The organism is Novosphingobium sp. BL-S-34, from assembly GCF_056857015.1.
Genome location: NZ_CM166472.1, coordinates 2,386,261 through 2,398,100, shown reverse-complemented (window position 1 = coordinate 2,398,100; position 11,840 = coordinate 2,386,261). Strand labels below are relative to the sequence as shown.

At 69.0% G+C, this 11,840-nt stretch carries 13 protein-coding genes; 8 read left to right on the top strand and 5 right to left on the bottom strand.

Annotated features, from left to right (window positions below; all coding sequences use genetic code 11):
- The first annotated feature begins 24 nt into the window (after positions 1–24).
- Positions 25–426: a DUF1489 family protein gene (locus tag AC1VV3_RS11425; protein ID WP_482961802.1), complete on the top strand. Its 402-nt coding sequence runs from the start codon at positions 25–27 to the stop codon at positions 424–426.
- Positions 423–671, top strand: a complete 249-nt coding sequence (locus AC1VV3_RS11420; RefSeq protein ID WP_482961801.1) for a helix-hairpin-helix domain-containing protein — start codon at positions 423–425, stop codon at positions 669–671. Before AC1VV3_RS11425 ends, AC1VV3_RS11420 begins: the two co-directional genes overlap by 4 nt.
- Positions 672–706: 35 nt before the next feature.
- Here AC1VV3_RS11420 and nudC read toward each other — a convergent pair whose 3' ends face one another.
- Genes nudC through AC1VV3_RS11405 form a run of 3 tightly spaced genes read right to left on the bottom strand, consistent with a single transcriptional unit; the run spans position 707 to position 3,986 of the window.
- Positions 707–1,621: an NAD(+) diphosphatase gene (nudC, locus tag AC1VV3_RS11415; protein ID WP_442046406.1), complete on the bottom strand. Its 915-nt coding sequence runs from the start codon at positions 1,619–1,621 to the stop codon at positions 707–709.
- Positions 1,618–2,943, bottom strand: a complete 1,326-nt coding sequence (locus tag AC1VV3_RS11410) for a serine hydrolase domain-containing protein (protein ID WP_482961800.1) — start codon at positions 2,941–2,943, stop codon at positions 1,618–1,620. The genes nudC and AC1VV3_RS11410 overlap by 4 nt, the downstream gene beginning before the upstream one ends.
- Positions 2,940–3,986 carry an A/G-specific adenine glycosylase gene (locus AC1VV3_RS11405; RefSeq protein WP_482961799.1) on the bottom strand — a complete coding sequence of 349 codons (1,047 nt, stop codon included), beginning with the start codon at positions 3,984–3,986 and terminating at the stop codon, positions 2,940–2,942. The genes AC1VV3_RS11410 and AC1VV3_RS11405 overlap by 4 nt, the downstream gene beginning before the upstream one ends.
- 29 nt (positions 3,987–4,015) lie before the next feature.
- Between AC1VV3_RS11405 and AC1VV3_RS11400 the strand changes: the two genes are divergently transcribed.
- From AC1VV3_RS11400 to AC1VV3_RS11380, 5 genes are all read left to right on the top strand, one after another.
- Positions 4,016–4,648 carry a DUF721 domain-containing protein gene (locus tag AC1VV3_RS11400; protein WP_465127871.1) on the top strand — a complete coding sequence of 211 codons (633 nt, stop codon included), beginning with the start codon at positions 4,016–4,018 and terminating at the stop codon, positions 4,646–4,648.
- Positions 4,648–5,397, top strand: coding sequence for a thioredoxin domain-containing protein (locus AC1VV3_RS11395; protein WP_132268118.1), 750 nt, complete (start codon positions 4,648–4,650; stop codon positions 5,395–5,397). The genes AC1VV3_RS11400 and AC1VV3_RS11395 overlap by 1 nt, the downstream gene beginning before the upstream one ends.
- A gap of 115 nt (positions 5,398–5,512) precedes the next feature.
- Positions 5,513–6,283, top strand: a complete 771-nt coding sequence (locus tag AC1VV3_RS11390; RefSeq protein ID WP_132268117.1) for a thioredoxin domain-containing protein — start codon at positions 5,513–5,515, stop codon at positions 6,281–6,283.
- Positions 6,284–6,316: 33 nt separating this feature from the next.
- A complete protein-coding gene (gene smc, locus AC1VV3_RS11385; RefSeq protein ID WP_482961798.1) occupies positions 6,317–9,754 on the top strand; it encodes a chromosome segregation protein SMC in 3,438 nt (1,145 codons plus the stop codon).
- Between the two features lie 13 nt (positions 9,755–9,767).
- On the top strand, positions 9,768–10,301 hold the full coding sequence (locus AC1VV3_RS11380; protein ID WP_482961797.1) for a hypothetical protein: 534 nt from the start codon (positions 9,768–9,770) through the stop codon (positions 10,299–10,301).
- On the opposite strand, the gene soxR is transcribed toward AC1VV3_RS11380, so the two are convergent.
- A complete protein-coding gene (gene soxR / locus AC1VV3_RS11375; protein WP_482961796.1) occupies positions 10,294–10,749 on the bottom strand; it encodes a redox-sensitive transcriptional activator SoxR in 456 nt (151 codons plus the stop codon). The two genes, AC1VV3_RS11380 and soxR, sit on opposite strands and share 8 nt — an antisense overlap.
- Positions 10,750–10,850: 101 nt before the next feature.
- Between soxR and AC1VV3_RS11370 the strand changes: the two genes are divergently transcribed.
- Positions 10,851–11,222 (top strand): VOC family protein, encoded by a 372-nt coding sequence (locus tag AC1VV3_RS11370; protein ID WP_442046411.1) that lies wholly within the window; start codon positions 10,851–10,853, stop codon positions 11,220–11,222.
- On the opposite strand, the gene AC1VV3_RS11365 is transcribed toward AC1VV3_RS11370, so the two are convergent.
- The gene (locus tag AC1VV3_RS11365) at positions 11,209–11,829 is read right to left on the bottom strand and encodes an SOS response-associated peptidase (RefSeq protein ID WP_482961795.1); all 621 of its coding nucleotides are present in this window, start codon (positions 11,827–11,829) and stop codon (positions 11,209–11,211) included. The genes AC1VV3_RS11370 and AC1VV3_RS11365 overlap by 14 nt on opposite strands.
- Between the last annotated feature and the right edge of the window lie 11 nt (positions 11,830–11,840).

The window sequence follows — 11,840 nt, the reverse complement described above, 5'->3', positions numbered from 1 at the left end:
GGGCGCGCCCCCTATCTAGTCATCATGCCGCTGCACATGACCAAGATCGCGTTTTCCGCCGAGAGCCCGGCGGCCCTGCGCGCCTGGCTGGAAAGCCACGACACCCTGGGCGAAGCCCGCCTCACCACGCGCTATCTGCCCAAGCGGCACCAGGAAATGGTCGGCGGCTCGCTATACTGGATCTACGAACATGCCCTGGTTGGCCGCTCGCCGATCCTGGGCTTCGAACAGCGCGAGGACGGGCGCTGGCATATTCGCCTGGAACCGATGCTGATCCCGGTGGTCACGCACCCCAAGCGCGCGCACCAGGGCTGGCGCTACCTTGCCGAAAAGGACGCCCCCCGCGATCTGGGCGAAGGCGAGACGGCGGGCGACGCGATGCCGCCCAAGCTGGCGCGCGAACTGGCCAAGCTGGGGTTGGTGTGACCGGTTTTGCCGGCGACGCGCGCGGAGCACTGCTTGCGGTGAAAGGCGTCGGCCCCGCGGTGATCGCACGGCTGGAGGAACTGGGCATCCGGAACTTCGCGGACCTCGCCGGGCGCGATCCCGATGCGGTCTGCGCGGAAATTTCGGCGGCAACGGGGTCGACCTGCTGGCGCAACTCCCCCCAGGCGCGCGGCGCCATCGTCGCCGCCGTGGCGCGGGCGGGCGCGGGTCTGCCCGATCGGTAGCCTTTTCCCGGACCGATCCGGGACCACGGCTTCCGTTACCCCCGATCGACCCACCAGCGCATCAGCACATGGGCGATTGCATGGGCCGGCGGCGCCCCGAAAGCCTTGCCGTTTTCGCCCCGGCCGATGGCTTCGAGCGCCTCCACCACCTCGTCGCGGGTGAACCACCGCACGTCTTCCAGTTCGGTCTCGTCGATGGTGATGGCATCGTCGTCCGCATGGGCGTGGCAGCCGATCATCAGCGAGGACGGAAACGGCCAGGGCTGGCTGGCGACATAAGTCACATCGCGCACGCGGATCCCCGCTTCCTCGTGGATTTCGCGCGCGACGGCTTCCTCCACCGATTCGCCCGGCTCCACGAAGCCCGCAAGCGTCGAATAGCGCCCTTCGGGAAAGCGCGGCTGGCGGCCGAGCAATGCGCGGCCTTCGTGCTCGACGAGCATGATGGTCACCGGGTCGACGCGCGGGAAGTGCTCTGCGCCGCAGTCGATATTGGTGCAGGAGCGCTGCCAGCCGCCCTTGGCAAGAACCGTGGGGTGGCCGCAGACGGCGCAGTGCCGGTGCCGGCAATGCCAGCTCACCAGCGAGCGCGCGCCGCCATAGGCCGCGAGTTCGGCGGAATCGAGCACGGCCATGGCGTGCCAGTTGACGGGCGTGGCATGGGGGCCTTGCAGCGGCGTGGCACCGGGCACTTCCGCGAAGCAGGGCACGGGGCCGTCGAGGCCGAGGAAGATCATCTCGCTGCCCGGCTCCGCATCCGCCAGCGTGCCCCAGGTCAAGGCGCCGTCGTCGGCCAGCACGGCATCCAGTCCGTCCAGCCGCAGCAGCCGCGCCTCGCTGCTCTGCAGGGCCAGGAGCGCGGCCGGGTCGTTGCGGATATGGTCCGCGCGGTCGAGATGCGAACCGGAAAAGGCGATGGGCAGCAGCTTCGGCAGGAGGGTGGTGGTCAAAGGGGCGTCTCCAACAGGGCCATGACATCGGCCTTCAGCGCATTCTGGAACTGGGGAATAAGCTCATAGGCGTTCGGCGGCATGAACTGCGCGAAGAGCTGCGAGCGCAGGCCGCGCACCATGTCGACCATGCCCACCGTTCCCGCCGCGCCCGACCAGCCGAACAGGCCGCTCTCCGCTCCCTTGCCGACGCGCCCGCCGGCGCCGAAGCCGCTCCCCGCCGGAAGCATGGCGGAAAGCACCACGCCGGGCGGCAGCAAGTCCGACGTGCCGGTGACGACCGCGCTTTCGGCCAGGACGCGCTTGCCATCGATCATGCCGCGCTGGGCCAGAAGGCGCAGGAAACGGTCATAGTCGCGCGGCGTGCTGACAAGGCCTGCGCCGCCGAAGGGGAAGGCCGGCTTTTCCAGGAAGACCGAGTTGCCCGGCTCGTCGATCGGCACCAGCACGCTGCCCAGCGCGGCATAATTGGTGGTGAGGCGGCCGGCCTGGGCGGCGGGCACCTGGAAGGCCGTGTTGGTCATCCCCGCCGGTTCGAACAGTGTTTCGCGCAGATAGGCGTCGAAGGGCCGGCCCGTGACCACTTCGATCACCCGGCCCATCAGGTCCAGACCGAGGGAATAGCTCCAGTGGGTGGCAGGATCGTAGACCAGTGGCACTTCGGCCAGCCGGTCGGCGAACAGCGCGAGGCTGGGCGCGGGGGGCGCATCGGTGAGGCCCGGCACCTTGATTCGGCTGATCTGCCCGGCAGCGAGGCCCCTGGACTGCATCAGCGCGCGGATCGGGCCGGTCTGGATGATCGAATAGCCCAGCCCCGACGTATGCGTGAGCAGATGCCGCATGGTGAGCGCGCGCGGCGCCGGATGCAGGGCCGTGAGCGATCCGTCATAGCGGTCCTGCACCCGCATCTGCGCGAAACGCGGCAGGATTTCATGGACCGGCTGGTCAAGGCCGAGCCGGCCTTCCGCCACCAGCTGCATGGCCATGATGCCGGTGATCGGCTTGGTCATGGAATAGATGCGGAACAGGCTGTCCGGCGAGATCGGCGTGCCGTCAGTGAACCCCTGCGACCCGCGGGCGACGAATTCCGGTTCGCGGCCCGGCAGCGCCAGCGAGGCGACGAGGCCCGGCAGCGTGCCCGGCGCATCGCCGCTCCCCGTCCAGCGCTCCACCAACGCACGCACGCGCGGCATCGTCTCCACCTGCGCCGCCGCCCAGGCGAGCCGAGGCATGAACGCGGCGCCGACACCCGCGATACCCGCCATGCGCAGCAGCATCCGGCGATCGACCGCCGCTTCCAGCCGTTCGCGCGCAGGGCTCATGCCATCTCCGCCCTGGCGAGGCCCGCCGCCTTGGCGAAGAGTGTGGGCAGCCCCGCCTCGGCGATACGGTCGACCGGCCACCATTCCCCCGGGCCGGGGGGATCGCCGTCAAGGTCGTGCTCCAGAATGCGAAGCCCCAGTTCGAGCGAGAAATGCGTGAAGACGTGGCCGACCCGGCCGCCGTTTTCCCAGCGCCCCGCCAGCGGCGGCGCGCCGTGGCCGTCCGCGCGGGCGGACCAGCCGTCGTCGGGAAGCGCTCTCATGCCGCCGAGCATGCCTTTGTCCGCGCGGCGCACCAGCCAGACCTTCCCGTCCCGCTCGATCCAGAAGGCGAGGCCCTGCCGCGCGGGCTTGGCCTTCTTCGGCGCCTTGACCGGAAAGCGCTCCGGCTCGCCCGTGGTCCTTGCCCGGCAATCGGCCGCAAGCGGGCAGAGCAGGCAGCGCGGCATGCGCGTGGTGCAGACGGTGGCGCCCATGTCCATCAGCGCCTGCGCGAAGTCGCCCGCCCGCAGGTCGGGGGTGATCCCGTCGGTCAGCGCCCGTATCGCGGGCCGCGCACTCGGCAGCGGGTCTTCCAGCGCGAAAAGCCGCGTCACCACGCGCTCGACATTGGCGTCCACCACCACGGCCCGCTGCCCGAAGGCGATCGCCGCCACCGCGGCGGCCGTATAGGCGCCCAGCCCCGGCAGGGCGCGCAGGCCTTCCTCGCTCTCGGGGAAGACCCCGCCCCGCGCCGCGACTTCGCGCGCGCAGGCCAGGAGGTTGCGGGCGCGCGCATAATAGCCAAGCCCTGCCCAGGCCGCCATGACGTCCGCGTCGGCTGCGGCGGCAAGGTCCGTCACGGTCGGCCAGCGCGCGGTGAATTTCGCGAAATAGTCCTTCACCGCGGCCACGGTCGTCTGCTGGAGCATGACTTCCGAAAGCCAGACGCGATAAGGGTTGGGTGCCGGCGTTCCCGGCGGCGCGCGCCACGGCAGTGCGCGGGCATGAGCGTCGTACCAGTCGAGAACCTTGCGGGAGATCGTATCGCGGCTGGCGTCCATCAGCGCCCTATGGCATTGGAGCGGCAACAATGGAACGGCATCCAAGCAAAGGAACGGAAAAGGCGGCGAAGTCCGCCAAAGGCGCGGCGAAAGGCGTGGTCAAAGCCGCGGGCAAAGCCCCGGCCGGCGGCGAGTCCAAGGCCGGCGCCCCGAAGCGGTTCGAGCGCGCGCGGGGCGGCCAGGCCCGCCAGATTTCCGACCTCATGCCCGAAGTGGGCCGCACCGCTTTCCGCCGCTTCGGTTTCGTACAGTCCAGCGTGGTGACGCGCTGGCCCGAGATCGTCGGCCTGCGCCACGCCCGCGTCTGCGCCCCCGAATCGATCCGCTTCCCGCCCGGCGAAAAGTGCGACGGCATTCTCCAGCTCGTGGTGCTGGCCGCCCATGCCCCGATGATCCAGCACGTCGTGCCCGAGATCATGGACCGGGTGAACCGCTTCTTCGGCTACAAGGCTGTAGCCAAAGTGAAAATCCGGCAAGGTGAGGTTAAGGCACCGGCTGCCACGCGGCCCAAGGCGGCTCCGCCCTCTCTCAAGCCCGTACCGCTCGAACTGGGCGAATCGCTGCGCGATATCGGCGATCCCGAACTTCGCGCGGTGCTAGAATCGCTGGCCCGAAGCCTCGGTGCCCAGGATGATCCCATGCAAGATCAGGAAAAGCAGTGATGAAGTCCACGTTGCGTCTTGCCGCCCCCCGTCTCGTCTTCCTTGCCGCAGCGGCCCTGTTAAGCGTCGCCGCCACGAAGCCCGCTCACAAGCCACTGGCGCCCAGCTCCAACCCCGCCTCGAACTGGGCGAACCAGATCGTGGTGACGGGCGACGGCAGCCACATGTACGGCAACCCCAAGGCCGAGATGCAGCTCACGGAATTCGTCAGCTACACGTGCCCGCACTGCGCGCACTTCAACCGCGAGGCGGATCCCACGCTGCGCCTCACCATGGTGCCCAAGGGCCAGATCGGCGTGACCGTGACCACCCTGCTGCGCAACCCGATCGACCTGACGATCTCGATGCTGACGACTTGCGGCGATCCCAAGCGCTTCTTCGTGCGCCACAACGCCTTCCTCGCCAGCCAGGACACCTGGATGGCCAAGCTGGAAAAGATCGGCGAGGAGCAGCAGAAGCGCTGGTACCAGGGCGCCCTGCCCGAACGCATGAAGGCCATCGCCAGCGACCTCGATTTCTACTCCAGGGTCGCCGCCTGGGGCATGACCCGTACCCAGGCCGATGCCTGCTTCGCCAACGAGGCGGTGTTCGATACCATCAAGCAACAGCAGGCCACCGTGGCCAAGAACGGCGTGAATTCCACGCCCAGCTTCATTCTCAACGGCAAGCTGCTCGACGCACACGACTGGCCGACTCTCTCCAAGGAGATCACCGACCAGATGGCCGCGAAGCGCAAGGGTTCGGTCTGAACTACCGGAAAAGGGCGGTTTCCTGTGGGAAAGCGCCTGTCCTTCCGCCCCCCTCCGCTGTTATCCGCCCCGACTGTGGGCTAGTTTCCCCGCCTTCTCACAAGGATTCGCCGACATGATCCGCAAGACCGCCCTGCGCACCATCGCCCTTGGAATGATCGCCGCGCCGCTCGCGCTCGGCCTTGCCGCCTGCGGCAAGAAGGACGCCGGCACGCCGGGCGAAGCGCCCAAGTCGGCGCAGGCCCTGCCCACGGTCGCCGCCCCCGCCGGCAAGGCCTGGGCCGAAAACGTCGTGAAGACCGCAGAGGGCGGCTATCGCATCGGCAATCCCGACGCCCCGATCAAGCTGGTGGAATATGGCGCACTGTCGTGCTCGCACTGCGCCGAATTCGCGCATGAAAGCTACGACAAGCTGCGCGAGGATTACGTCGCCAGCGGCCGCGTCAGCTACGAACTGCGCTACTTCATGCTCAACGCCTTCGACATCCCGGCATCGCTGCTCGCCACTTGCGGCGCGACCGAGGCGGTCCTGCCGCTCAGCGAGCAGTTCTGGGCCTGGCAGCCCAACATGTTCCAGAACCTTCAGTCGGCCGGCGACGCCCGCATGAAGGAAATCCAGAACCTGCCGAAGGACCAGCAGATGGCGGCCATCGCCGAAGTCGGCGGCATGACCGAATTCTTCGCGTCGCGCGGGATTTCGCGCGACCAGGGCAAGGTCTGCCTGGCCGATGCCGCCAAGGCCAAGGCCTTCGCCGACCAGACCCAGAAGGCGACGACCGAATTCAACGTCAACGGCACGCCTACTTTCATCATCAACGGCAGCAATGTCGGTTCGATGGGCTGGAAGGAACTGGAAGCCAAGCTGCAGGAGGCCGGCGCGCGCTGATGCGCCCGCCCGTCTGAATCGAACGATACGAAGATGCGCATAAAACGGCTCAAGCTCAGCGGTTTCAAGAGTTTCGTAGAGCCGGCGGAATTGCGCATCGAACCAGGGCTGACCGGCGTGGTCGGCCCTAACGGCTGCGGCAAGTCCAACCTGCTCGAAGCGATCCGCTGGGTCATGGGCGAAAGCTCGGCCAAGTCGATGCGCGGCGGCGGCATGGAAGACGTGATCTTCGCGGGCACGGCCACGCGCCCGCCCCGCGCCTTCGCCGAAGTGGTGCTCCAGGCCGATGCCGCGCCTGACGGAAACGGGGTGCGCGAGGAACTCGAAGTGGTCCGCCGCATCGAGCGCGGCGCCGGCAGCGCCTATCGCATCAATGGCCGCGACGTGCGCGCCAAGGACGTCTCGCTGGTCTTTGCCGATGCCGCCACGGGCGCGCATAGCCCCGCGCTCGTCAGCCAGGGCCGCATCGCCGCAGTCATCGCCGCCAAGCCGGCCGAACGCCGCGCCATGCTGGAAGAAGCGGCCGGCATTGCCGGGCTTCACGTCCGCCGCAAGGACGCCGAGCAGAAACTGCGCGCCACCGAAGCCAATCTCTCGCGCCTCGAAGACCTCATGGCCGGGCTCGACAAGCAGGTCGCCGGCCTGCGCCGCCAGGCCAAGGCGGCCGAGCGCTATACCGCCCTGTCGGACCAGATCAGGCTGGCCGAAGCGCGGCTGGTCTTCGCTCGCTGGCGCGACGCGGCAGAGGCCGCCGATGCCGCCCGCAAGGAAGCGCAAGGCGCCGAAGCAGGCGTGAGCGCCGCGCAGGAGGCGGCGAAACAGGCGCAGGACGCGCAGGCCAAGGCGGCCGAGGCCCTCGTGGAAGCCCGCGACGAACTGGCCGACCGCCGTGACGATGCCAGCGCGCAGGGTCACCGCATGGCGACGCTCACCAGCCAGCTCGAAGCCGCCGAACAGCGGCTCAAGGATCTCGACCGCCAGAAGACGCGCCTCGACGAGGACCGCGGCGACGCCGACCGCATGACCCGCGACGCGGCCGAGGCCCTCGCCCGTCTGGAGCGCGATCTGGCCGAAGGCGCAAAGCAGCTGGAACAGGACGAAGCCCAGCGTCCGCGCCTGGCCAATGCCCTCGAAGGCGCGGAACGCTCGGCTCGCGCCGCCGAACTCGACCTGGCGCAGGCCACTGCCGCGCAGGCAGGGGTCGAGGCCGAATGGCGCATTGCCGAAGCCGAACTCTCGCAGGCCCGCGCCCGTCTGGGCCGGCTGGCCGCCGAAGAGGCCCGCCTCGCAGCCCAGGTCGAAGCGCTGGCCGCTGCCGGGGATCTCGAAGCGGCGGTTACCGAAGCCAAGGCCAGGGCCGAAGCCGGTACGGCCGCTCTGGCCGCCGCCCGCGCCGGGCTGGAGGCGCAGCAGGCCCGCAAGACCGAACTCCAGGCCGAGCGCGACGCCGCGGCCTCGGCCCTCGCCGCCGCCCGCGCCGACCTTACCGGCATCGAGCGCGAGCATACTGCCCTCACCCGCGACCGCGAGGCCCGCGCCAAAGGCGCCAAGGCCGCGCATGGCCTGCCCGTCGCGATCGACGCGGTGCGGGCCGCTCCGGGATACGAACGCGCCGTCGCTGCCGTGCTCGGCCGCGATGCCAAGGCCCCCCTGGGCGAAGTCGCCAGGGCCGACGGCCGGTTCTGGACCGGCTCCGAGGCCCCTGCTCCGGTAGCCGACAGCCTGGCCGCCCATGTCACCCAATGCCCGCCGGAACTCGCGGCCCGCCTGGCGCTCGTCCATGTGGTCGAGGAAGACGATGCCCGGCCGCTCGGCAAAGGCGAATGGCTGGTCACGCGCACCGGCGCGCTGCGCCGCTGGGACGGCTTCGTCGCGCGCGGCGAAGGCGCCGCCGAAGCCGCTCGGCTTGAGGCCGAGAACCGCTTCGCCCAGCTCGATGCCCAGCTTCCACCGCTGCGCGCGGCCGTCTCCGCCGCCGAAGCAAGCCAGAACGCGGTGCAGCAGGAACTCTCCGCCCATGCCGCCGCCGTGGTCGCCGCCGAGCGAACCATTGCCGATGCCGCCAATGCCGAACGCGCCGCCCTGCGCGCGGTGGACCAGGCCGAGGATGCCCGCATCCGCGACGAAACGCGCCGCGCCGAAATAGGCCGCGCCCAAGCCGATCTGGCCGAGCAGCGCCAGGCCGCGGAACGGGACATCGCCGGCGCCGAAGGCAAACGGTCTGTCCTGCCCGATCCGGAAAAGGGCCGGGCCGGGCTCGTCGTCGCGCGCGAAAAGAACGAGGCCACGCGCGCCACGCTTCAGATTTCCACCGCCACGCTCGCCTCGCACGACCAGGCTCTGGCCGTCGCGCGCGAGCGTACCGCCTCGCAGCGCGGCGACATCCGCAATTGGCAATCGCGCGCCGGCGATGCCGCCAACCGCCTTGCCCAGATGGCCGGCCGGCTCGATGAAATCGAGACCGAGCGCGCCGTCGTCGCCGCCAAGCCCGCGTCGCTCATGGCCCAGATCGAACAGGGCGAGGCGGTGCGCAACCGCATTGCCGAGGAACTGGGCAAGGCCGAAGCCGCCGTCGCTTTCGTCACCGATGCCGCGCGCAAGGCCGACGCCGCGCTGGCCGCCGCGCAGGAAGCGCTGGCCAGTGCCCGCGAGAACCGCGCCGGTGCGGCCGCCCGCGCCGAGAACGAGGATGCCCGCCGCGTCGAGATGACCCGCGTCTCGGGCGAACGCTTCCAGTGCCCGCCGCCGGTCCTGCCCGAACGCTTCGCTTTCGCCCCGGGCGACGTGCGCGAGGCGCAGGACGAAGTGGTCGCCATGGAGCGGCTCGTCTCCGAGCGCGAACGGATCGGGCCGGTCAACCTCGTCGCCGCAACCGAACTCGCCGAGGCCGAAGCCCAGCTCGGCACCAGCATCAACGAAAAGACCGAACTGGCCGAAGCCGTCAACCGCCTGCGCGGCTCGATCGGCAACCTCAACCGCGAGGGCCGCGAACGCCTGCGTGCCGCCTTCGAGGCCGTCGACGGCCATTTCCGCCGCCTTTTCACGCGCCTGTTCCAGGGCGGGCAGGCCCATCTCGCGCTCGTCGATTCGGACGATCCGCTGGAGGCCGGGCTGGAGATCTTCGCCCAGCCGCCGGGCAAGCGCCTCCAGTCGCTCACCCTGCTTTCGGGCGGCGAGCAGGCCCTCACCGCTGTCGCCCTGATCTTCGCGCTGTTCCTGACCAATCCCGCGCCGATCTGCGTGCTGGACGAAGTCGACGCGCCGCTCGACGATGCCAATATCGAGCGTTTCTGCGATCTTCTCGAAGCAATGACGCAGGAAACCGACACGCGCTACCTGATCGTCACGCACAATGCCGTGACGATGAGCCGCATGCACCGCCTGTTCGGCGTGACCATGGTGGAAAAGGGCATCTCCCGCCTCGTCAGCGTCGATCTGGTCGGCGCCGAGGAACTGCTGGCGGCGGAATAGCCCGGCTGCGCCCATGCCCTTGATTGACAGTTACCTGCCGCTTTATCAGTTCTCGGAAACCCATTCCTGCCGGATCGCGGCCGATGCGGCGCCGATCCTGAACGCGGCAGGGCGCTACAAGCCCGAGGACGATCTTTTCTTTCGCGCCATGATCGGCTTGCGCGAAATGCCGGCTCGCCTGCTTGGGCGGCGAGGCAGCAAGCCATTCGGGATGCAGAACTTCACGCTGCTGGAGCGGACCGACCGGGCCTTGGTCTACGGTCTCGCCGGGCAGTTCTGGCGCCCCGATTATGGACTTCGCCCGATCACGGACGGTTCCGCCTTTCGGGACTTCGAGGCGGCCGGCGTTCCGCGCCTCGCCCTGAGCTTCGAAGTCGCATCCCTGCCGGGCGGCGCACACCGCCTCACCACCGAGACCCGCGTGTTCTGCCCCGACGCGGTCTCGCGCCGAAAGTTTCGCTTCTACTGGCTGCTGATCCGGCCGGTGAGCGGCCTCATTCGCAGCCGCATCCTCGCTTCCATCCGCAAGACCGCAGAGACTACTTGAGCACGAAGCGCGGCCCCGGTCCCAGCGTGGCGGCCTCGTCTTCGCGGTTGTAGAGGCGGCATTTCGCCAGGCTGAGACAGCCGCAGCCGATGCACTCGTCCAGCTTGCGCCGTGTCAGTTCCAGCAGGGCAATCCTGGCGTCGATCGCCTGCCGCATCGACAGACTGATCGTTTCCCAGTCCGCCAGGGTGGGCGTGCGGCCTTGCGGCAGGGCCGAAAGTTCGCGCTCGATCTCGGCAAGGGCCAGTCCCAGCTTCTGGGCGATCAGTACGAAGCTGACCCGCCGGATATCCGAGCGCAGGAAGCGGCGCTGGTTCCCCGCCGTCCGCAGCGAGGTCAGCAGGCCCCGCTCCTCGTAGAAACGAATGGCCGAAACCGCGACGCCCGTGCGCCGCGCCAGATAGCCGATGGTGATGAATCGGTCCTCGACCCTCCCGTCCTTCTGCAAATCACGCCGTCCTTCTGCAAAAAGCGCTTGATCTCAAGTTAACTTGAGGATGCATCAAAGCCAAGCCGGCAAGTTGCCCGGCGACGCACAGGAGATGCCAGATGGCCCAGGGCCGCCTCGAACACGCCAATATCACCGTCAGCGACATCGATCGCAGCTCCGCCCTGCTCCAGAACCTGCTGGGCTGGCACGAACGCTGGCGCGGGCCCGCGCTGAACGGCGGGGAGACGATCCATGTCGGCGGGGATTTCAGCTACATCGCCGTCTATACCGACCGGAAGGGGCACGATCGCTTTCCCAAGGGCAGCCCGCTCAACCATGTCGGACTGGTGGTGAGCGATCTGGACGCCGCGGAACGGGCCGTGGTGGCCGCCGGGCTGGAGCCGTTCAACCATGCCGACTACGAACCGGGCCGGCGGTTCTATTTCTTCGATTGGGACGGGATCGAATTCGAACTGGTCAGCTACGACTGACCGCGATCCGGCCCGCGTTCCAGGGCGCATCGGTGCGGTCGATCACCAGCCGATGCGTGTCGGGGCGGCACAATCCAAGCGCTGCATCCGCGTCGTCCCCGGCCCATAGCGCCCAGTCTTCACGGACGAGAATGAGCGGCACCCGTCCGTGGTTGGCCACGATGGGTTCGGGTCGGTCGACCATGACTACGGCGAAGGCCTTGCCCCATTCCACCGTCGGCCGCCAGATGCCCGCGACGGCGAAGGGATCTTCCTGCTCCAGCGAACACCAGGTGCGCGTCATCGCGCCTTTGTCGCCTTCCGGCTCGGCCCAGGCGCTGAAAGGCACGAGGCAGCGGCGCATCTGGAAGCTGGAGCGCCAGAACGCGGTGCCGAGCTTGTCGCCCCGCGCCTGGTTGATCGGTTTCGGCTTGATGGCCTGCCCGCGCTTGCCGGTCTGGGCGAGCGGGAAGCCCCAGGTCATGGCCTGGACCCGTTCTTCCGCAACGACCAGCCCCGGATAGCCCGGATAGACTTCCTCGCCCAGGTTCGCGGCCGGTTCCGCCGAGGCCCGGAACAGTCCTGCAATCTCGTCCGTGGCCTTGCGTATGCGGTAGAGGTTGCACATGGCCCGCCCGG

What these genes read in the sequence shown, in the direction of transcription:
- AC1VV3_RS11425 (WP_482961802.1), top strand. Translation starts at nt 25, where the DNA reads ATGCCGCTGCACATGACCAAGATCGCGTTTTCCGCCGAGAGCCCGGCG.
- AC1VV3_RS11410 (WP_482961800.1), bottom strand. Translation starts at nt 2,943, where the DNA reads ATGAGCCCTGCGCGCGAACGGCTGGAAGCGGCGGTCGATCGCCGGATG.
- AC1VV3_RS11405 (WP_482961799.1), bottom strand. Translation starts at nt 3,986, where the DNA reads ATGGACGCCAGCCGCGATACGATCTCCCGCAAGGTTCTCGACTGGTAC.
- AC1VV3_RS11400 (WP_465127871.1), top strand. Translation starts at nt 4,016, where the DNA reads ATGGAACGGCATCCAAGCAAAGGAACGGAAAAGGCGGCGAAGTCCGCC.
- AC1VV3_RS11395 (WP_132268118.1), top strand. Translation starts at nt 4,648, where the DNA reads ATGAAGTCCACGTTGCGTCTTGCCGCCCCCCGTCTCGTCTTCCTTGCC.
- AC1VV3_RS11390 (WP_132268117.1), top strand. Translation starts at nt 5,513, where the DNA reads ATGATCCGCAAGACCGCCCTGCGCACCATCGCCCTTGGAATGATCGCC.
- smc (WP_482961798.1), top strand. Translation starts at nt 6,317, where the DNA reads ATGCGCATAAAACGGCTCAAGCTCAGCGGTTTCAAGAGTTTCGTAGAG.
- AC1VV3_RS11380 (WP_482961797.1), top strand. Translation starts at nt 9,768, where the DNA reads ATGCCCTTGATTGACAGTTACCTGCCGCTTTATCAGTTCTCGGAAACC.
- AC1VV3_RS11370 (WP_442046411.1), top strand. Translation starts at nt 10,851, where the DNA reads ATGGCCCAGGGCCGCCTCGAACACGCCAATATCACCGTCAGCGACATC.
- AC1VV3_RS11365 (WP_482961795.1), bottom strand. Translation starts at nt 11,829, where the DNA reads ATGTGCAACCTCTACCGCATACGCAAGGCCACGGACGAGATTGCAGGA.